Consider the following 19892-nt stretch of genomic DNA (forward strand, 5'->3'; position numbering starts at 1 on the left):
TTTGTGCATTCTGAAGGTTGGTGGAGATCAAAATGTGGGAGCGGGCTTGCTCGCGAAAGCGGTGTGTCAGTCAGCTCATGAGTGGCTGATACACCGCTTTCGCGAGCAAGCCCGCTCCCACATTCGATCGCATTTCAAAATTTAGATATAAAAACGCGACATAAAAATGTCGCTTATCGGACAGTTCGCCCCGCAACAGTGCGTTTGACCCGCAAATTCGTTAGGCTAGCCGCCTCTTTATGCGTGTGCCTCCCAAAAGGAAGCCTCGCGCCAGACCGGTCGGTCCCCATCCGGACCGGCAGTATTTCCCTCATCCATAGGGAAGCCCTCTCTAAATTCCGATTCAGTAGTGTGGTATTTCCTCAAATGAAAGTGTTGAAAAGCCAGGACATCCTGGCGTTGGGCTTTATGACTTTTGCCCTGTTCGTGGGCGCCGGCAACATCATCTTCCCGCCAATCGTCGGTTTGCAGTCCGGGCCTCATGTCTGGATGGCAGCGCTGGGCTTCCTGATCACCGCGGTCGGTTTGCCGGTGATCACCGTTGTCGCCCTGGCCAAGGTCGGTGGTGGCATGGACGCGTTGAGCAGTCCGATCGGCAAGATCGCCGGTGGCTTGCTGGCAGCGGCGGCCTACCTGGCTGTCGGCCCGTTGTTCGCCACCCCGCGAACCGCCACCGTTTCCTTTGAAGTGGGCCTGGCGCCGCTGACCGGTGAAAGCCCGCTGGCGCTGTTCCTCTACAGCTCGGTGTACTTCCTGTTGGTGTTCTTCATCTCCCTGTACCCGGGCCGCCTGCTGGATACCGTCGGTCGTTTCCTGGCACCGTTGAAGATCATCGCCCTGGCCGTCTTGGGCATTGCTGCCTTTGCCTTGCCGGCCGGCGATGTGGGTGTTGCCACCCCTGAGTACGTGGCGGCACCGTTCTCCCAGGGCTTTATCAATGGTTACCTGACCATGGATACCCTCGGCGCGCTGGTATTCGGCATTGTGATCGTCAACGCGATCCGCTCCCGTGGCGTCGAGTCGCCGAAGCTGATCACCCGCTACGCGATCATCGCCGGGCTGATTGCCGGTGTGGGCCTGGCGCTGGTGTACATCAGCCTGTTCCGCCTCGGTTCAGGCAGCCACGAAGTGGCGGCCGGTGCCGCCAACGGCGCCGCCGTGCTGCACGCCTACGTCCAGCACACCTTCGGCTCCCTGGGCAGCGGTTTCCTCGCCGTGTTGATTTCCCTGGCGTGCCTGGTAACCGCGGTGGGCCTGACCTGCGCCTGCGCCGAGTACTTCAGCCGCGTGCTGCCGCTGTCCTATAAGACCCTGGTGGTGATCCTGGCGGTATTCTCGCTGTTTGTGTCCAACCTGGGCCTGACCAAGCTGATCGCGTTCTCGATCCCGGTGCTGACCGCCATTTACCCGCCGTGCATCGTGCTGGTGGCCCTGAGCTTCTGTAAGGACTTCTGGCAGGAGCAGGGCCGGATCGTTGGCCCGGTGATGCTGGTGTCGTTCATCTTCGGTTGCATTGACGCGCTGAAGGGCGCGGGCCTGGCTGACTGGATGCCATCGCAACTGGCTCACCTGCCGCTGAGCGAGCAGGGCCTGGCGTGGCTGGTGCCTTCGGTGATGACGCTGGTGGTTGCGGTGGTGATTGACCGCCTGCTGGGCAAACGCAGTGAAGCGATGGCTTAAACGTTTAGCCACTAACTTGTGCCGAGGTTTAGTTCGAAGTTTCGAGCTGCCCGGCCGGGTTAAAAGCACCGGACAAAGTAAAGCCCGCTATTAAGCGGGCTTTCTTTTGCAACATGACTTTTCAAGTCACAGTGTTCAAGTCGTCAGACTCAAGAACCGGTTGCAGGTGTTGCTTCTTTCGCTGCAGCTTCGTTCGATTCAGCCTGAGCTTTGGCAGCATCGGCGTTTTCTTTCGCAGCGTCGTTCACTTTATCCTGTGCTTTCGCCATGTCTTTTTGAGCTTGCTCAGAGTGGGCTGCGGCGTCTTGGGCTTTGTCTTCGGATTTTTTGTCGCAGGCAGCGAGGCCGAGGGCAGCAGCCAGCATCATGGAAATAGCTAAAGTCTTGCGCATGGGGTGTTTCTCCTTATTGAAGATATCTACTGGCCTTTCGAGCCTATGCCCAACGCTTAGTTCCTTAAATCTCACAGATATATAAGGCTTTTCCCTAGGGAACTTTCAGCAAGGTTGTCTACTCCGCCGGCTCCACACTAATAAGAGTCTTTAACGAATGACCGAAAATCCTCTTTTATCCCGTGCCACGCGCTTTGTTTCAGCCTTGCGCCACTGCCAGGTGCTGGGCATCCAGGTGCACGCCGCCAGTGAGGACGGCATGACGCTGGTGCTGCCCTATGCTCCGCATATCGTCGGTGACCCGCAGACCGGCGTGATCCACGGCGGCGCCATCACATCCTTGATGGACACCGCCTGTGGCATGGCTACCTTGTGCGTACTGCCGGAGTTCGAGGTTTGCCCGACCCTGGACCTGCGCATCGACTACATGCACCCGGCCGAGCCCCATAAACCGGTATTCGGCTTTGCCCAGTGCTACCGGGTGACCACCGACGTGATCTTCACCCGCGGCTTCGCCTACCAGGACGATCCGCAGCAACCGATTGCCCACGTGGTGGGCACGTTCATGCGCATGGGCAAGCGCCTCAAGGGCAGCCAGGGCCTGGGCAATGCAATCAAGGGAGAACAGGCATGAAACATCAGTTCAAGACCCGTCTGCAGCAAGCCCACGAACGGGGCAACTATGAGGCGCTGCTCAACCTGATTCCCTACGCCAGGCTGATTGGCATCGAATGCACGCGGCTGGGGGATGAATTGCTGTTTCGCATGCCGGCCAACAAGGACAACATTGGTAACCCGATATTGCCGGCGATCCACGGCGGGGTGATCGCGGGCTTCATGGAGCTGTCCGCAGCCTTGCATTTGCTGGTATTCACCGGTGCGCCTGGCGTTCCCAAGATCATCGATTTCTCCCTGGATTACCTGCGCGCCGGCCAGTTTCGCGACACCTATGCCAAATGCCAGGTGTGGCGCCAGGGCCGGCGGGTGGCCAACGTGGCGATTACCGCGTGGCAAAGTACCCAGGCCGAACCGATTGCCACCGCCCGCGCGCATTTCAAGATTGAGGAACCGGCCCGCCCTTGAAATCCTGGTCTTAGCCCCCAACTTTGATGACAACCCGCCGCCAACCCTCAAGGGCGCGGCCACTGCCATCCAATTGGAGTTTGATGACCATGAGTGTGGAAACTCAAAAGGAAACCCTGGGCTTCCAGACCGAGGTGAAGCAACTGCTGCACCTCATGATCCATTCGCTGTATTCCAACAAGGAAATTTTCCTTCGCGAATTGATCTCGAACGCCTCTGACGCTGTCGACAAATTACGTTTCGAAGCCCTGTCCAAGCCTGAGTTGCTGGAAGGTGGCGCGGAACTGAAAATCCGTGTGAGCTTCGACAAGGACGCGAAAACCGTCACCCTCGAAGACAACGGTATCGGCATGAGCCGTGACGATGCGATCACCCACTTGGGGACCATCGCCAAATCCGGCACCGCTGATTTCATGAAGAACCTGTCGGGCGACCAGAAGAAAGATTCGCACCTGATCGGCCAGTTCGGCGTGGGCTTCTACTCGGCCTTCATCGTTGCCGACAAGGTTGAAGTATTCAGCCGCCGTGCCGGCCTTGCCGCCAGCGAAGGCGTGCACTGGTCTTCCAAGGGCGAGGGCGAATTTGAAATCGCCACTGTCGACAAGGCTGATCGTGGTACCCGCATCGTCCTGCACCTGAAGTCCGGTGAAGACGAGTTCGCCGATGGCTGGCGTCTGCGCAATATCATCAAGAAGTACTCCGACCACATCGCGTTGCCGATCGAGTTGCCGAAAGAACAAGCGGCGGCCGAAGGCGAAGAAGCCCCAGCCCAGGAATGGGAAGTGGTCAACCGCGCCAGCGCCCTGTGGACCCGTCCTCGTACCGAAGTCAAGGACGAGGAATACCAGGAGTTCTACAAGCACATTGCCCACGATTACGAAAACCCGCTGAGCTGGAGCCACAACAAGGTCGAAGGCAAGCTGGAATACAGCTCGCTGCTCTACGTCCCGGCCCGTGCTCCGTTCGACCTGTACCAGCGTGAAGCGCCGAAAGGCCTGAAGCTGTATGTGCAGCGCGTATTCGTGATGGACCAGGCGGAATCGTTCCTGCCGTTGTACCTGCGCTTTATCAAGGGTGTGGTTGACTCCAACGACCTGTCGCTGAACGTGTCGCGGGAAATCCTGCAGAAAGACCCGATCATCGATTCGATGAAGTCGGCGCTGACCAAGCGTGTCCTCGACATGCTGGAAAAGCTGGCGAAAAACGAGCCTGAGCAATACAAGGGCTTCTGGAAAAACTTCGGCCAGGTCATGAAAGAAGGCCCGGCAGAAGATTTCGCCAACAAGGAAAAAATCGCCGGCCTGCTGCGTTTCGCATCGACCAACGGTGACGACGGCGAGCAGAACGTTTCCCTGGCTGAATACCTGGCTCGCGCCAAGGAAGGTCAGGACAAGATCTACTACCTGACCGGTGAAACCTACGCTCAGGTCAAGAACAGCCCGCACCTGGAAGTCTTCCGCAAGAAAGGCATCGAAGTGCTGCTGCTGACCGACCGCATCGACGAGTGGCTGATGAGCTACCTCAGCGACTTCGACGGCAAGAGCTTTGTTGACGTCGCCCGCGGCGACCTGGACCTGGGCAACCTGGATTCCGAAGAAGACAAGAAAGCCGCTGAAGAAGTGGCCAAGTCCAAAGAGGGTCTGGTTGAGCGAATCAAGACCGCCTTGGGCGATGCCGTCAGCGAAGTGCGGGTTTCCCACCGTCTGACCGATTCCCCGGCGATCCTGGCCATCGGCGAGCAGGACCTGGGCATGCAGATGCGTCAGATCCTGGAAGCCAGCGGTCAGAAGGTTCCGGATTCCAAGCCGATCTTTGAATTCAACCCGGCGCACCCGCTGATCGAGAAACTCGACGGCGAGCAGAGCGAAGAGCGGTTTGGCGACCTGTCGCACATCCTCTTCGACCAGGCAGCCCTGGCTGCCGGCGACAGCCTGAAAGACCCGGCCGCTTATGTGCGCCGACTGAACAAGCTGTTGGTTGAACTGTCGGTTTAACACCGTTGTAGAAAAACCCGCTTCGGCGGGTTTTTTCGTTCTGGAGCCTTTCACCTGGAGTAAATGATGAGCCAAATCACCGTGCGTTCCGTGGTCTATCAGATTGATGGCCAGTCTTATGAAAGCCGCCTGGCATTTGATGCCAGTCATAAGGGCCCGCTGCCAGGGTTGTTGATGGCGCCGAACTGGATGGGTGTCAGTGCCGGCGCTGAAGAGATCGCCAAGAGCGTGGCCAGCAAGGGCTACGTGGTGCTGCTTGCCGACCTGTACGGGCAAACCGTCCGCCCTTCGAACGGCGATGAAGCGGGTGCGGCGATGATGCCGTTGAAGAATGACCGGCCGCTGTTGAACAAGCGCATGCAGGTCGCGCTTGATCACCTGAAAACCCAGACTGAAGCGGCGGTGGATACCTCGAAGCTGGCGACCTTTGGTTTCTGCTTCGGTGGTTGCTGCTCCCTGGAGCTGGCACGTACCGGTGCACCGTTGAAAGCTGCCGTTTCGTTCCACGGCAGCCTCGACACGCCGAACCCGGCCGATGCAAAAAACATCAAGGGTTCCGTGCTGGTGTTGCACGGTGCTTCCGACCCGTTGGTGCCGAAGGAGCAACTGCCGGCGTTTGAAGACGAAATGAACGCCGCCGGTGTGGATTGGCAATTGCTGAGCTACGGCGGTGCGGTGCACTCGTTTACCGACCCGCACGCGAATGTGCCGGGCAAGATGATGTATGACGCGAAGACCGCTGCGCGGGCCTTTCAGTCGATGCATAACTTGCTGGATGAAGTGTTCAAGGGCTGATAGTTCGGTTGCCTGAGCTGGCCCCTTCGCGAGCAAGCCCGCTCCCACATTTTAACCGTGTACATCCTGAAGGAACGCGGTCGAAATGTGGGAGCGGGCTTGCTCGCGAAGGCTGTTTCACAGGCAATAAAGCGCTTAAGCCTTGCCTCCAGGCAACTCGATCCGCTCACTTTCCCCCGGCACTGTCGGCCAATCCCCAGCCGCCCAACGCTGCCGAGCCTGCTCGATCAACGCCGGATCACTCGCGACAAAATTCCAGTTAATCCGCCGTGGCCCATCCAGCGCCGCGCCGCCGAACACCACCAGGTGGCAATCAGTCTCGGCAAACAGCCCCATGCTTGCGCCTGCCGGCAACGCCACAAGGCTATGCACCTCCAGCGCTTCGCCATCCAACTGCGCCTCACCCTCCAGCACATACACCGCCCGTTCTTCATGCTCATCCGGGATCAGCAGGGTGGTAGCCGTCTGCATCCGCACCTCGGCATACAAGGTGGGCGACAACACCGGCACCGGCGATTCGAGGCAAAAGCCACTGCCGGCAATCAGGCGAATCTGCACGCCGAGGTTATCGCTCACCGGCAAGCTGGCGGCCGGATGATGGCTGTAATGCCCAGGCCCTTGTTCATGTTCCTTGGGGGAGGCCAGCCACACTTGCAACCCGTGCAGGCTGAAACCACTGGCCTTCAACGCCTCGGGGCTGCGTTCAACGTGGGCAATGGCACTGCCGGCTGTCATCCAGCTGACGTCCCCGGCCTTGACCACCTGATCGGAGCCGAGGCTGTCCTTGTGCAGGAGTTCGCCTTCAAACAGGTAGGTCAGGGTAGAGAGGCCGATGTGCGGGTGTTGGCGAATGTTCATGCCGGTACCCGGGGCATAACGGGTTTGCAGCATATGGTCGAAAAACACGAAAGGCCCGACGCTGCGGCATTGCCTGGAGGGCAGTGGGCGCAGGATCGGTTGGCCTTCCACATCTTCGGCGCGCGGGCGAATCACGGTCACGGTGGTCATGGTGCTTCCCAGTCTGAGCGGGTCTGATGGTACTCAGCATAACCCGCTCGACGGGAGGTTGCCGCTACTGGCTGAAGGCGCCTTCGGAGAGCCGGGTCTCGATGGTAACTTCGGCCGTGGTCATCAGCTTGTGCACCGGGCAGCGATCCGCCACGCGGTGCAGCTCGTCGCGCTGCTCGTCAGTGAGTACGCCCTTGAGGGTCAGTTTGACGTTGAGCTTGTATTTGCCCTTTTGCTCTTCGGTGCTGTCATGGGTGACTTCCACGGTCACGCCGGTCAGCGGTATGTCTTTTTTCTGCGCATAGAGCTTGACGGTCAGGGCCTTGCAGGACGCCAGTGCGGCGTCGAAGTAATCGTGGGGGGAGGGCGCCGAATCGTCGCCGCCCAAGCTCTTGGGCAGGTCGGTAAACAGCTCGTGGTTATTGATATTGACGCTGTGGCGGAAGTTTTCGGCGTTCAGCGTGTTCACGGTAACAGGCATGGCAAACCTCACAGGGTGGCAGGAAGAAGCTCATGCAGTTATAGAGCATGCTGGCACGTTGGTGTTCCCCGTTGTTTACCGCTGAACCCGTAGGCGCGGTCCGAGGTCTACCGGCATTAGCCCTTGTTTGAGATACCCCCGTGCGCCGGACCCGCCTGAGTATTGCCCTGTTGCTGACCGCCGCAAGCCTTGCGGTGCAGGCTCGCGACTATGCCTACAGCGATGCACACCTGCATTACGTCGATTTCTTCCAGGAGTCGGCGGGCATGGATAAATTACTCAAGGCCATGGCCGATAATCGCATCGAGCACGTGATGATTTCCGGCATACCGGTGGCCAAGAAATGGCATGAGGACGAACCCAAGCGGCCGCGCTATTACGCCGGGGACGACGCCGACGCCTATTGGTACAGCGCCACCGACGTGTTCGTCGCCGATGCGGTCAATAAACTGAGCCCGGAGCAACGTCAGCGCTTTCATCCGTTCCTCAGTGGTTTCAATCCCAACGATAAAAATGCCGCATCCCATATCCAGCGCATGCTCGATCTCAATCCTGGGCTCTGGCAAGGCATCGGCGAAGTCTTCACCCGTCACGACGACCTGACCGCGCTGACCTCCGGCGACACCCCAAGGGCCAACAACGAGGCGATGACCCGCATCTATCACCTGGCCGCGGAGAATGATCTGCCGGTGATGGTGCATTCCAACATCACCTCCAAGCGTGAGAAAAATCCGTTGTACCTGGCGGAAATGGAAGAGCCGCTGCGTAATCACCCGCACACCCGGTTTATCTGGGCCCATGCGGGCAGCAGCATGGAGATCCATCGGCACCAGACGCAGATGGATTTTTTGCTGCCGACCCTGGCGCGCATGCTGGAGGCTTACCCCAACCTTTACGTCGACCTGTCCTGGAGCGTGCTCACGCCTTACTTGCTGGATGAGGCGGGAATGGCACGCCCTGAGTGGGTAAAGCTGGTGGAGCGCTTCCCGGACCGCTTCATGCTTGGCTCAGACGTGGTAGGACGCTTCAACAAGCTCGGTAAGGAAATGCGCAGCTTTGACCCGTTCCTCGATGCGTTGCCTGAGGATGTGGCCAGAAAGGTCGCACGGGACAATTTCCTGGCGATTCTGCCCAAGCCCAGGTGATGGGTTTAGCTGAATCGCTACAGGCGGGGCGGGGCGATCATAAGGCGTTTTGATATCGCGTTTTCGTCTTAGGCAAAAGTCTCAACTCGCCGATACCTTTCAAGAGCCCGCTGCAGGTGGATGCAGCGCTTTTGGAAGGATTCCGAGCATGAATATCAGAAGTCTGAATATCGCCCCTCGCGCCGGCCTGGGGTTTGGTTTGCTGGCGCTGATGGTGTTTGCCCTGGGCGGGTTCGCCTTGTTGCAGATGGGCAATATGCGCCAGCAGTCTGACCAGGTGGAAAACAACTGGCTGCCCAGCGTGATGGCGGTCGGCGAGATAAATCAGGACCTGCTGCGGGTGCGGGCCCTGACGTTGCGGCTGCTGCTTAACCGCGACCCGCAGGCAATCACGCAGAATGAGCAGAAAATCACCGAGCTGAAAAGCGGCCTGCACAAGGCTCAGTCCCTCTATGAAGGCTTGATCGTGCTGCCTGAAGAGCGGGTGCTGTTCGATCGCTTTAAAACCGAGGAAGAGCGTTACCTGCAGCGCCAGGAACAGGTGATGGCGTTTTCCCAGGCGAATCAGTTGGAAGACGCGATCAAGGTGGTCAACGGCGAGATGAACCAGTTGGCCGACGAACTGGCCGGTACCCTGCGTGAGCTGGTGACGTTGAACAAGGTCAGTGCCAATCAGGCGGCGAGCCTGGCGCAAAGTGTGTTCACGCAATCGCGCAGTTGGGTGGTTGGCATGATTGCCGTGACGGCGCTGATCACCATCGGCCTGGCATTGTTGCTGACCCGCAGTATTGTGCTGCCGTTATCCCAGTCTTTGAAAGTCGCCCAGGGTGTGGCCAGTGGCGATCTGACCGGGGTGATTACTGTCAGCGGCCAGGATGAGCCGGCGCGTTTGCAGCAGGCGCTGAAAAGCATGCAGGAGAGCCTGCGGGAAACCATTCGGCGTATTTCCGATTCGTCCAGCCAGTTGGCGTCGGCTTCCGAAGAGCTTAGTTGCGTGACCGAAGATGCCACCCGTGGGTTGCATCAGCAGAGTCAGGAAATCGAGCAGGCGGCTACTGCGGTGAACCAGATGACGGCGGCGGTGGAGGAGGTGGCGAGCAACGCGGTGGCTACGTCCCAGGCATCGCGGGAGTCGGATCGTATCGCTCAGCACGGGCGCGAGCAGGTGCATCAGACGGTGTTGTCGATTGAGTCCCTGGCGGATGATGTGACGGCCAATGCGACTCAGGTGGAGGACCTGGCGCAGAAGGTATATGGCATCAGCAAGGTGCTGGATGTGATTCGTTCGATTGCCGAGCAGACCAATTTGCTGGCGCTGAATGCCGCCATCGAAGCGGCGCGAGCTGGGGATGCCGGGCGTGGGTTTGCGGTGGTGGCGGATGAGGTGCGTGCCTTGGCGCATCGTACGCAGCAGTCGACCCAGGAAATCGAGCAGATGATCAGTGGGATTCAGCAGGGGACTGATCAGGCTGTCAGCTCCATGCAGCAGAGCAATACTCGGGCGCGGTCAACGTTGGATATCGCCAAGTCGGCGGGGACGGCGCTGGAGGAGATTGCTTCGGCGTTTACCCTGATCAATGAGCGCAACCTGGTGATTGCCAGTGCCTCGGAAGAACAGGCGGCGGTGGCGCGGGAGGTGGATCGCAATTTGATGAATATTCGCGATTTGGCACAGCAGACGTCGGCGGGGGCGAACCAGACCAGTGCGGCGAGCCAGGAGTTGTCGCGGTTGGCGGTGGATCTCAACACGATGGTGGCTCGGTTTTCGGTTTAGGTTGTTGGGGGGGCATATCCGTTGCTGCGGTCACGGCGGCTTATGGTTTCGCTCTTACAGCGAGTCACTTTGCAAAAAAGCGGCAAAGTAACCAAAGCGCTCTGCCCCGCCTGTCGGCGGGGCGCCTAAGATCAAAAGCAAGAGCACGGCGGCCTGGAAGCCGACCTGAGTGTTAGAAGCAAAAGCAGAACCGCTTTTCTGTCGGAGCCGGCTTGCCGGCGAAAACCTGAGAACGCCGCGTTGAATCAGGATGCCAGCGTCATCGTTAACGACCTTCGCGAGCAAGCCCGCTCCCACATTGGACCGTGCCCGTTTTAGCTTTTGATTTTGCTTCTAAACACTCAAGCCTGAGCGAGGTGCCGAGTGATCGGGCAAGAGCGTTTTGCTTACTTTTGACTGGGCACGCATTCCGGCTTTCAAAAGTGAGCCACTGTAAGCGCGGTAAACGGGTAAAAAAACGCCCCGAACCAGTCGGGGCGTTTTCAGGCGATCAAGCTGCGAGAGCTTACTTACCCTGCCAGCGTTTCAGCACCAGGGTGGCGTTAGTGCCACCAAAGCCGAAGCTGTTGCTCATCACTGTATTGATGGTCGCATCTTCACGAGTCTTGGTCAGGATAGGCATGTCAGCCACGTCCGGGTCCAGTTCCTCGATGTTGGCAGAACCTGCCATGAAGTTGCCTTCCATCATCAGCAGGCAGTAGATCGCTTCGTGAACGCCAGCGGCGCCCAGGGAGTGACCCGACAGGCTCTTGGTAGAGCTGATCGCCGGAGCCTTGTCGCCGAATACCGCACGCACGCCTTCCATTTCCTTGGAGTCGCCGACCGGAGTCGAAGTACCGTGGGTGTTCAGGTAGTCGATCGGGGTATCAACGGTGGACATGGCCATCTGCATGCAGCGGATGGCGCCTTCGCCGCTTGGCGCAACCATGTCGTAGCCGTCGGACGTCGCGCCGTAGCCGACGATTTCCGCGTAGATCTTCGCACCACGGGCCAGGGCGTGTTCCAGCTCCTCGACCACCACCATGCCGCCACCGCCGGCAATGACGAAGCCATCACGGTTCTTGTCATAGGCGCGGGAGGCTTTGTCCGGGGTTTCGTTGTACTGGGTCGACAGGGCGCCCATGGCGTCGAACAGGAACGACTGGCTCCAATGTTCTTCTTCACCGCCGCCGGCAAACACGATGTCCTGCTTGCCCAACTGGATCTGCTCTACAGCGGTACCGATGCAGTGAGCACTGGTGGCGCAAGCGGAGGAGATCGAGTAGTTCACGCCCTTGATCTTGAACGGTGTGGCCAGGCAGGCGGAAACGGTGCTGCCCATGGTCCGCGTGACGCGGTACGGGCCAACGCGCTTGACGCCTTTCTCGCGCAGGATGTCCAGCGCTTCCATCTGGTTCAAGGTCGACGCGCCACCGGAACCGGCGATCAGGCCGGTGCGCACGTTGGATACCTGGTCTTCGCTCAGGCCGGAATCGGTGATCGCGTCCTTCATGGCCAGGTAGGCGTAAGCGGCTGCGTGGCCGACGAAGCGATAGATCTTGCGATCGATCAGTTCTTCGAGGGGCAGGTCGATGGAGCCGGAAACCTGGCTACGCAGACCCATTTCGGCATATTCCGGGTTGAAGCGGATGCCAGGGCGACTTGCACGCAGGTTAGCGGAGACGGTCTCTTTGTCATTGCCCAGGCACGAAACAATGCCCAGACCAGTGATAACGACGCGGCGCATGCGGATAACCCTTAAAAGTTGTCAGTGGAAGTGAATACGCCGACCCGAAGGCCTTCGGCAGTATAAATCTCGCGACCGTCGACAGTCACCGAACCATCGGCAATGGCCAGGTTCAGCTTGCCCTTGAGGACGCGCTTGATTTGAATGTTGTAAGTGACTTTCTTGGCGGTCGGCAAGACCTGGCCAAAGAACTTCACTTCGCCCGAACCCAGGGCGCGACCGCGGCCCGGCAGGCCTTGCCAGCCCAGGTAGAAACCGACCAGCTGCCACATGGCGTCAAGGCCCAGGCAGCCCGGCATCACCGGATCGCCTTCGAAATGGCAGGCGAAAAACCACAGGTCAGGGGTGATATCCAGCTCGGCGACCAATTCACCTTTGCCGTACTTGCCACCCTCTTCGCTGATATGGGTGATGCGATCCACCATCAGCATGTTCGGGGCGGGCAGTTGCGCGTTACCTGGGCCGAACAGCTCACCGCGACTGCAGCGCAGCAGGTCTTCCCGAGTAAAGGCGTTTTGTTTGGTCATGCGAGCTCCTCAATAATCCCATGCGGCAGGGCAGGGCAAATCTTCCCGGCCGACTGAAGCGTTCATGCCTCATATCGGCAGCCTACACATAGACTATTGCGTTGTAGTGAAAGTCACAGCGTCAAGGTCATGAATGTACACTTGTGCACTGAAATTATAAACCGGGCCGGTTTACGGGCCCGTTCGGGTGCCTAAGACTGCCGCACTTTCGTCTTTCACGCCAGTCGCAGTTGGCTGATGGCACCGTGTTACTGCACCCATCTCTGCAGGATTTGCTGCAAATCCGTGCGTTTGAACGGCTTTGCCAGGTAATCGTTCATTCCAGCTGCCAGGCAGGCTTCGCGATCGCCCTGCAAGGCATTGGCCGTGAGGGCAATGATTGGCAGCTCGGCGCAACCGGGCAACTGGCGAATCTGCCGGGTAGCCTCGTAGCCATCGATGCCCGGCAGTCGGCAGTCCATCAGGATTGCGGTAAAAATCAGGCTTTCGGCGCTGCGAATCGCTTCGGCGCCGTCGGTGGCGATGCTCACCTCGAACCCCAGGCTGCGCAGCATGGCTTCGACCACCGTGCGATTGACCGGGTTGTCTTCCACCAGCAACACGTTGCGCCCTTCGCCCGCACGGCCATTGCCTTCGGTATTCGGCGCGAGCACCGGCAAGCTCTGCTGGTAGATCGCCAGCGGAATTTCCAGGGTAAACACCGAGCCGTGGCCTTCTTCGCTCTGGGCGCGCAGGGTGCCGCCCATGCGTTCGGCCAGGGTGCGTGCGATAGGCAGTCCCAGTCCGGTGCCGCCGTAACGTCTTGAAATGGAACTGTCGGCTTGCTGGAACGCATCGAACATCAGTTCCAGGCGCTCGGCGGAAATGCCAATCCCGCTATCGCGCACGGTGCAGGTGAACCACAGCAATTCATGGTCCAGGGTCTGCCAGTGGGGTTCGACGGTGACGGTGCCCTGCTCGGTGAACTTCAGGGCATTGCCGATCAGGTTCACCAAAATCTGCCGGATGCGGGTCGGGTCGCCCTGTACCTGCAGCGAGCCCAGGCCCTGGGGGATCGGCACTTCGAGCGCCAGCCCGCGTTGTTGGGCGGCGTGCTGGAAGGCCTGGGCGCAACTGCTGATCAGCTCCACCAGGTCGAACGGAATGTGCTCAAGCTCCAGGGCCGCGCGCTCGATGCGCGAGAAGTCGAGGATGTCGTTGATCACCTTCAGCAGGTGTTCGGTGGACTCCGAGGCCAGTGCCGCGTATTCGGTCTGTTCCTCGGTCATGTCGGTGGTTTCCAGCAGTTGCAGCATGCCCAGCACCCCGTTCATCGGCGTGCGCAATTCATGGCTCATCATCGCCAGGAAGTCCGACTTGGCATTGTTCGCCCGCTCGGCTTCTTCGCGGGTCTGGATCAACTGGGCCATGGCCTGGTGCTGTTCACGACTGGCCTGGTTCAAGCCATCGGCGAGGTTATTGATGTGGCGCGACAGGTCGCCCAGCTCCGAGTCATCCACGATGGGCAGCGGCGTCTGGTAATCGCCCTGCTGGATCGCCTTGACCGCATTGCCCATGGCGCTGATCGGTTGCGACAGGCTGGCCGCCAGGCGCCGGGCCAGCAGGAAGGTAAACAGCAGGGCGAACAGCGCGAGAATCCCGGCCTTGAACAGGATTTCCTGCTGGCGCTGGCTGAACGCATCGTTGGACATGCCGACAATCACTCGCCCCAGGTAGTCCGCGCGCGGGGCCTTGGGCTCGGCAGTACTGTCCTGGAAGAAGTCATTGCCCAGCTGGATATGTTGCAGGCGAATCGGCGCCTGGAAGACTTTCACCGACAGCGAGCGATCGTGCTTCTCCGACGGTTGCTCGACATACACCAGGATATTTTCTGCGCTGTCCTGAATCTCCAGGAAGCGCACGTGCGGCGTGGCGAGGGTGGCCCGCAACAGGCTCTCAAGCACGTCGTTGTTGCCGGAAATCACCCCGTATTCGGTGGCCGGCGCCAGTTGGTTGGCGATCAACTGGCCGGTGTGGTCCAGTTCCTGGCGCAGGTCCTGGATCCGCACGAAGGTGAAGAAGCTGATCAACAGCAGCGTCAGCAGGAGTGCCGGGCCCAGGGTAATGAGCTGGGTCCGGGTGTTGATGTCCCAACGGCGACGAAATGTCATGGGCGTTTTTCTCCTTCGGCCAGGCGGGCGGCGACGTTGGTTTCGTCCACCTGTTCGATCCCCAGTGAGCGCGCAACCTGCGGGTTGCCTACGACTTTGAAACGTTCCGGGTACAGCGAGCGCGGCCAACTGGCCGGCGCATGATCCAGCAGGCGGTCGAGCACATCCAGCCAGTCGGTCTGATCGCTGTAGGTGCTGGCCAGGCTGCCGGCCTTGACGAACCCGGCGTTGGGCCCGACCAGTGGCAATTGCCTGGCGTAGCTGCTGAGCAGCAGGTTTTTCGCGGTTTTCGGGTTGTACAGCTGGGGATCATCCAGCCCCAGCAAGACGTCGCTGTTCTTGAACAGGCTTTGCAGCGGGCGACTGTCATTAATGTTTTCCCAAAGCTGGGGCACGATCTCCAGGCCCATGGGCGCGGCGTACTGGCGCAGCTCGCGCAGCAGGAACTCGCTGTCGATGCCATAGAGCACGCCGATGCGCCGGGCCTGAGGCAGGATGCCGGTGATCAGGCGCAGTTGTCGGTCCAGCGGTGGGTCGCTCCACAGCAGGCTGATCTTCGCAGGCAACGTGGCACCCAGGCGCTGGCGCGCTTGCAGGCGGCTGATGCGCAGCACCAGGGTCGGTGGGCCCTGGGCGTCTTGCAGGCGCCAGTCAAGGCTGGGCAGGTCCAGCAGGATCAGGCGGGTGCTGGTCGGCAAGTTTGCGGGGGCGGGCAGGTCCTTGAGCGGGGTGAACTTCACGCTGTCTTCGGGACGCTGCAGGGCCAGGGCCTGGACGAATGTTTGTACGCCCGGGCCGTCTTCGTCGGCGGTCAGCAGGATATCCGCTGCCCATGTCGGTGCGCCGAACAGTAAAACCCCAAGCAACACACAGCACCGCCAGAGCCGGGCGGTAAAGGGCAGGGTCATCCGTGACGAGTCGCTGTCCACTAGAACTCTAACTCCGCACTGAAGTAGAGCACGTGGCGTTGGTCATAGTTGTTGTCGGGCCAGGTGGTGGGCTGATTGTCGAGGCGTTGTTGCAACATGCCGGCCAGCTCCACGTTGGCTTTGCCCAAGGCAATGCGCTTGGCCACCCGCAGGTCGACCCTTTCGAAGCGATACTGGTTGAGCGCATCGTCGCCATAGTAGAACACCGCGCTGGACCAGCCATGGCCCCATTCCCGCATCCAGCCGGCCGAGCCGCTGTTGCGGGCGGTCTGCTGCCTGTCCAGGGGGTTGGTGGCGCTGGCATCCACATAAGCATAGGTGACGCGCAGCCGGTCGGCGGTGCTCATGTGCCAGTCGAGCTGGGTTTCGGTGCCGGTAAAGCGCGAGCTGTTCGAGTTGCTGGCGATGTACTGGTTGTTGCGCAGCGGCTCGCTGACCATTTCGCTGATTTCGTCGTAGAACAGCTTCACGTCGACGTTCAGCCCGATGTCGGCAAAAAAGCCGTTGTAGCCCAGCTCCCGGGAGCGCATCAGCTCTTTGTCGAGGTTGCCCGGGCCGCGGGTCACCACGAAGTATTGGCCGGAGTTCTGGCCGTAGGCCGGCGAGCTGAGGTTGGTGACGCGGTAGCTCCAGTTGACGTTGTTCTCGAACATGTCCGGGGAGCGAATGGCTTCGGAGTACACCGCGCGCAGGCCGTGGCGCGGGTTGATCAGGTAGTTGACGGCCACCCGTGGCGTCAGCGAGTTGCCGCTCAGGTGGGTGTCTTCGTACATTGCGCCGCCCTGCAGCAGCCAGTGTTCGCTGGCCCGCCATTCCAGGTGGCCGAACAGGCGCCAGGTGGTGTCGTCCAGGGTGCCGTTGAAGTAGGTGTCGGAGTCGGCGCGGTCGTAGCGGTAGTTCATGCCGCTGACCAGGCGCAGGCTGTCGGACAGGCTGAGGGTGTCTTGCAGCTCCAGGTCGTAGCGGCTTTCCTTGGTGCTTTGGTCGATGTTGCCACAGACCGGGTCCTTGCCGCCGTCCCCCCATTGCTGGAGCACCTGGCGGGCCAGTGCCTGCTCGGCGGCGCTGCCGGGTGGAAGGTTGCCTGGGTTGAAGTTGTTCATGTGCCGGGCCAGTCGCTCGGCATAGTTGGGGTTGAGCTGCCACAGCTGCGTCAGTTCCGGGCTGAACGAGACCTTGGCATCGCACGCGCGCCAGATCTGCCGGCGATCCCATTGCTGGGCCGAACCCTGGATATACAGGCTGTGATCGGGGTTGAAGTCGAAGTTCCAGCGCAGGGAACCGGCATAGTCCTTGGCGCTGACGTCGGAATTGTTACCGCCTTCGGTAATCCCGTCGAACACCGGTTGGTAGGTGTAAGGGCGCTGGTTGGTGCCTTCCTTGGCGTCCAGTTGCCAGTCGATGCTTTGTTGCGCATTCAGGGTCTGGCTCACGGCCAGGCTGAAGCGGTTCAGGCGGCGCCCGTCGCGGCGGTCAGCGCCCACGCGGTCGCTGTCAAAGCCATCGTCCTGTTGACCGGAGAGTGACAGGCGCAAATCGCCGGTGTCCCAGCCCATGCCCTGGCTGGCGTACCAGTCGTTGATCCCTCGGCCGCCCTGGGTGAGTTTCATCCGCGTGCCATGGCTGTTGGCCGGCGAGCGGGTGAGGATGTTGACGACGGCCATCAGCGCGTTGGCGCCGTAGCTGACGGTATTGGGGCCGCGGAAGACCTCGATACGGTCGATGTCTTCCAGGGCTACCGGAATATCGCTCCAGTCCACCGTGGCCAGGCCCGCTCGGTACACCGAGCGCCCATCGATCAACACCTGCATGCGCCGCGCATCGCCCGCCTGGGTGCCGTGGTAATTCACGGCGGCCTGGTTGCCGGTGGTGTAGCCGACCATCATCCCGGGCACCAGCCGCAGCAGTTCGGGGATATCCCGCGCACCGCTGGCCTTGATCAGCTCGCTGTCGATCACCGTCATGCTGCCGGGCACGGCGGCGGCCGATTGCTTGAGCCGGGTGGCGGTCAGCACCTGCGGCAGCGGCTGGCTGTCGAGGAACAGGTCGTCAGCCAGCACCGGCACACTGCACCACGGCATGCACAACAACGTCAGCAAAAGGGATGAGCGAGGAGGAGGGCCCAAATACACGGCACGGCCTTGATAATTACGGATAGCCGCCCATGTTAACTGAGGTGGGGCCTTTTGCCAGTCGTCGGCCCTGTAATTACTTCGCACAAATGTCGCATTTTCCGACAAGCGTTTGAATTGACGCGGGGGCTGGCCGCAGGCGGGTCGCTCCGTATAATGCGGCCATCGCCACTGCTATGGATTAACGGATTGCATATGACTGAACAGCGCCCTATTGCGGTCCTGGGAGGCGGAAGTTTTGGTACCGCCGTGGCTAATCTGCTGGCTGAAAATGGTCACCGGGTGCGCCAATGGATGCGTGACCCCGAGCAAGCCGAAGCCATTCGGGTCAACCGGGAAAACCCCCGTTACCTTAAAGGCATCAAGATTCTGCCGGCCGTGGAGCCGGTGACTGATTTACAGGCGACGCTGGACGAGTGCGACCTGTGCTTCGTCGCGCTGCCCTCCAGCGCTTTGCGTTCGGTGCTTGCACCCCATGCCGAGCGGCTGGCGGGCAAGCTGCTGGTGAGCCTGACCAAGGGCATTGAGGCGCACACCTTCAAGTTGATGAGCGAGATCCTTGAAGAAATCGCCCCCGAAGCGCGGATTGGCGTGTTGTCCGGGCCGAACCTGGCGCGGGAAGTGGCTGAGCACGCGCTGACTGCCACGGTGATCGCCAGTGAAGACGAAGAACTCTGCGAGCGGGTGCAGGAGGTGCTGCACGGTCGCACCTTCCGCGTGTACGCCAGTGCCGACCGTTTCGGCGTCGAGCTGGGCGGGGCGTTGAAGAACGTCTACGCGATCATCGCCGGCATGGCGGTTGCGCTGGGCATGGGTGAAAACACCAAGAGCATGCTGATCACTCGCGCCCTGGCCGAGATGACCCGGTTTGCGGTCAATCAGGGCGCCAACCCGATGACCTTCCTTGGCCTGGCGGGTGTGGGCGACCTGATCGTCACCTGCTCGTCACCGAAAAGCCGCAACTATCAGGTCGGTTTTGCCCTTGGCCAGGGCTTGAGCCTGGAAGACGCCGTGACGCGTTTGGGCGAAGTGGCGGAAGGCGTCAACACCCTGAAGGTGCTGAAGGCCAAGTCTCAGGAGGTCGGGGTGTATATGCCGCTGGTTGCCGGGTTGCACGCGATCCTGTTTGAAGGGCGCACCTTGAACCAGGTCATCGAGTTGCTGATGCGCGCCGAGCCTAAAACCGATGTCGACTTTATTTCCACCAGTGGTTTCAACTGAGGAACGCGTCATGAACGATCCGAAAGCAGCTCCCAAGTACGAATCCATTGGCCTGCGTGTGCTGTGGATGCTGGTGTTTGCCCTGGTGTGGCAAGTGGCGCAGTTTCTGCTGGGCGCGCTGGTGGTGGTGCAACTGGTTTATCGCCTGGTGTATGGGGCGCCGAACCTGGGGCTGATGAATTTTGGTGACAGCCTGAGTCAGTTTTTGGCGCAGATTGGGCGGTTTGGCAGTTTTCACAGTGATCAGAAGCCTTGGCCGTTCGCCGATTGGCCGACGCCCCGTGCACCGGAAGGTGAGGCTGCCCACAGTGTGCCGCCTGCACCGCATCCGGCGCGTGATGAGGAACCCAAGCTATGAAGGTGTGGGTGTTGCGTCACGGTGAGGCCGAGGGGCATGCGCGTACGGATGCCGAGCGTAATTTGACGGCCCATGGGCGCGATGAGGTTTTGCGCAGTGCGGGGCATCTGATTGGGCAGCCGATTCGGGCGATCATTGCCAGTCCGTATGTGCGGGCGCAGCAAACGGCGCAGTTGGTGCGGGAGGCGTTGGGGTTTGAGCCTGAGATCCGCACTGTGCCTTGGTTGACGCCGGAGAGTAATCCGCTGGAGGTGCTCAAGCATCTCGACAATGACGATGATGTGTTGCTGGTTAGCCATCAGCCGTTTGTGGGGGGGCTGATCAGTTATTTGCAGCATGGGCATTTGCGGCAGCCGCAGGCTATGAGTACGGCGAGTCTGGCGGAGTTGGAGGGGGATTTTCCGTTGGCGGGGTTGATGAGTCTTTTGAGTGTTCGGAATCCTTAAGGTTGGGTTTGGTTTTGGGTACATATCCGTTTCTTCGGTAACGGCCACTTA

18 protein-coding genes are annotated in these 19892 nt (G+C 60.2%); 10 read left to right on the top strand and 8 right to left on the bottom strand.

The window, feature by feature from the left end:
- Positions 1 to 366: 366 nt before the first annotated feature.
- Entirely contained in the window at positions 367 to 1680 is a 1314-nt protein-coding gene (gene brnQ / locus HX873_RS08975; protein WP_003210565.1) for a branched-chain amino acid transport system II carrier protein, read from the top strand.
- Between the two features lie 149 nt (positions 1681 to 1829).
- Here the strand turns inward: brnQ and HX873_RS08980 are convergent, their stop codons facing one another.
- Entirely contained in the window at positions 1830 to 2072 is a 243-nt protein-coding gene (locus HX873_RS08980; protein ID WP_003210564.1) for a hypothetical protein, read from the bottom strand.
- Between the two features lie 157 nt (positions 2073 to 2229).
- Between HX873_RS08980 and HX873_RS08985 the strand changes: the two genes are divergently transcribed.
- The 4 genes from HX873_RS08985 to HX873_RS09000 all read left to right on the top strand — a co-directional run bounded on the left by HX873_RS08985 (position 2230) and on the right by HX873_RS09000 (position 5944).
- On the top strand, positions 2230 to 2706 hold the full coding sequence (locus HX873_RS08985) for a PaaI family thioesterase (protein ID WP_003210563.1): 477 nt from the start codon (positions 2230 to 2232) through the stop codon (positions 2704 to 2706).
- Positions 2703 to 3155 (top strand): PaaI family thioesterase, encoded by a 453-nt coding sequence (locus HX873_RS08990; protein WP_087694453.1) that lies wholly within the window; start codon positions 2703 to 2705, stop codon positions 3153 to 3155. Before HX873_RS08985 ends, HX873_RS08990 begins: the two co-directional genes overlap by 4 nt.
- Before the next feature lie 89 nt (positions 3156 to 3244).
- Positions 3245 to 5149, top strand: coding sequence for a molecular chaperone HtpG (gene htpG / locus HX873_RS08995; RefSeq protein WP_003210561.1), 1905 nt, complete (start codon positions 3245 to 3247; stop codon positions 5147 to 5149).
- 66 nt (positions 5150 to 5215) lie between these two features.
- The gene (locus HX873_RS09000) at positions 5216 to 5944 is read left to right on the top strand and encodes a dienelactone hydrolase family protein (RefSeq protein ID WP_008434010.1); all 729 of its coding nucleotides are present in this window, start codon (positions 5216 to 5218) and stop codon (positions 5942 to 5944) included.
- A 135-nt stretch (positions 5945 to 6079) separates the two neighbouring features.
- Here HX873_RS09000 and HX873_RS09005 read toward each other — a convergent pair whose 3' ends face one another.
- Both HX873_RS09005 and HX873_RS09010 read right to left on the bottom strand, forming a co-directional pair.
- Positions 6080 to 6952, bottom strand: a complete 873-nt coding sequence (locus HX873_RS09005) for a pirin family protein (protein WP_177054676.1) — start codon at positions 6950 to 6952, stop codon at positions 6080 to 6082.
- A 64-nt stretch (positions 6953 to 7016) separates the two neighbouring features.
- The gene (locus tag HX873_RS09010) at positions 7017 to 7433 is read right to left on the bottom strand and encodes an OsmC family protein (RefSeq protein WP_003210558.1); all 417 of its coding nucleotides are present in this window, start codon (positions 7431 to 7433) and stop codon (positions 7017 to 7019) included.
- A 140-nt stretch (positions 7434 to 7573) separates the two neighbouring features.
- On the opposite strand from HX873_RS09010, the gene HX873_RS09015 reads away from it, so the two are divergent.
- A complete protein-coding gene (locus tag HX873_RS09015) occupies positions 7574 to 8578 on the top strand; it encodes an amidohydrolase family protein (RefSeq protein ID WP_102369647.1) in 1005 nt (334 codons plus the stop codon).
- A 148-nt stretch (positions 8579 to 8726) separates the two neighbouring features.
- The gene (locus HX873_RS09020) at positions 8727 to 10352 is read left to right on the top strand and encodes a methyl-accepting chemotaxis protein (RefSeq protein ID WP_177122593.1); all 1626 of its coding nucleotides are present in this window, start codon (positions 8727 to 8729) and stop codon (positions 10350 to 10352) included.
- A gap of 505 nt (positions 10353 to 10857) precedes the next feature.
- Here HX873_RS09020 and fabB read toward each other — a convergent pair.
- The 5 genes from fabB to HX873_RS09045 all read right to left on the bottom strand — a co-directional run bounded on the left by fabB (position 10858) and on the right by HX873_RS09045 (position 17816).
- The gene (fabB, locus tag HX873_RS09025) at positions 10858 to 12078 is read right to left on the bottom strand and encodes a beta-ketoacyl-ACP synthase I (protein ID WP_003210553.1); all 1221 of its coding nucleotides are present in this window, start codon (positions 12076 to 12078) and stop codon (positions 10858 to 10860) included.
- An 11-nt stretch (positions 12079 to 12089) separates the two neighbouring features.
- Entirely contained in the window at positions 12090 to 12605 is a 516-nt protein-coding gene (fabA, locus tag HX873_RS09030) for a 3-hydroxyacyl-[acyl-carrier-protein] dehydratase FabA (protein ID WP_003210552.1), read from the bottom strand.
- Between the two features lie 248 nt (positions 12606 to 12853).
- Positions 12854 to 14755, bottom strand: a complete 1902-nt coding sequence (locus HX873_RS09035; protein ID WP_102369646.1) for an ATP-binding protein — start codon at positions 14753 to 14755, stop codon at positions 12854 to 12856.
- The gene (locus HX873_RS09040; RefSeq protein WP_052024261.1) at positions 14752 to 15663 is read right to left on the bottom strand and encodes an ABC transporter substrate-binding protein; all 912 of its coding nucleotides are present in this window, start codon (positions 15661 to 15663) and stop codon (positions 14752 to 14754) included. Before HX873_RS09040 ends, HX873_RS09035 begins: the two co-directional genes overlap by 4 nt.
- A gap of 20 nt (positions 15664 to 15683) precedes the next feature.
- Positions 15684 to 17816: a TonB-dependent siderophore receptor gene (locus HX873_RS09045; protein WP_085984626.1), complete on the bottom strand. Its 2133-nt coding sequence runs from the start codon at positions 17814 to 17816 to the stop codon at positions 15684 to 15686.
- A gap of 195 nt (positions 17817 to 18011) precedes the next feature.
- On the opposite strand from HX873_RS09045, the gene HX873_RS09050 reads away from it, so the two are divergent.
- The 3 genes from HX873_RS09050 to sixA are packed head-to-tail and all read left to right on the top strand — an operon-like array spanning position 18012 to position 19841.
- Entirely contained in the window at positions 18012 to 19037 is a 1026-nt protein-coding gene (locus HX873_RS09050) for an NAD(P)H-dependent glycerol-3-phosphate dehydrogenase (RefSeq protein ID WP_003210548.1), read from the top strand.
- Between the two features lie 10 nt (positions 19038 to 19047).
- A complete protein-coding gene (locus tag HX873_RS09055) occupies positions 19048 to 19395 on the top strand; it encodes a DUF4389 domain-containing protein (protein WP_003210547.1) in 348 nt (115 codons plus the stop codon).
- A complete protein-coding gene (gene sixA, locus HX873_RS09060; protein ID WP_003210545.1) occupies positions 19392 to 19841 on the top strand; it encodes a phosphohistidine phosphatase SixA in 450 nt (149 codons plus the stop codon). Before HX873_RS09055 ends, sixA begins: the two co-directional genes overlap by 4 nt.
- Positions 19842 to 19892 lie beyond the last annotated feature (51 nt).

Origin of the sequence: Pseudomonas sp. P7758 (assembly GCF_013386485.1) — a bacterium.
Lineage (GTDB): Bacteria > Pseudomonadota > Gammaproteobacteria > Pseudomonadales > Pseudomonadaceae > Aquipseudomonas.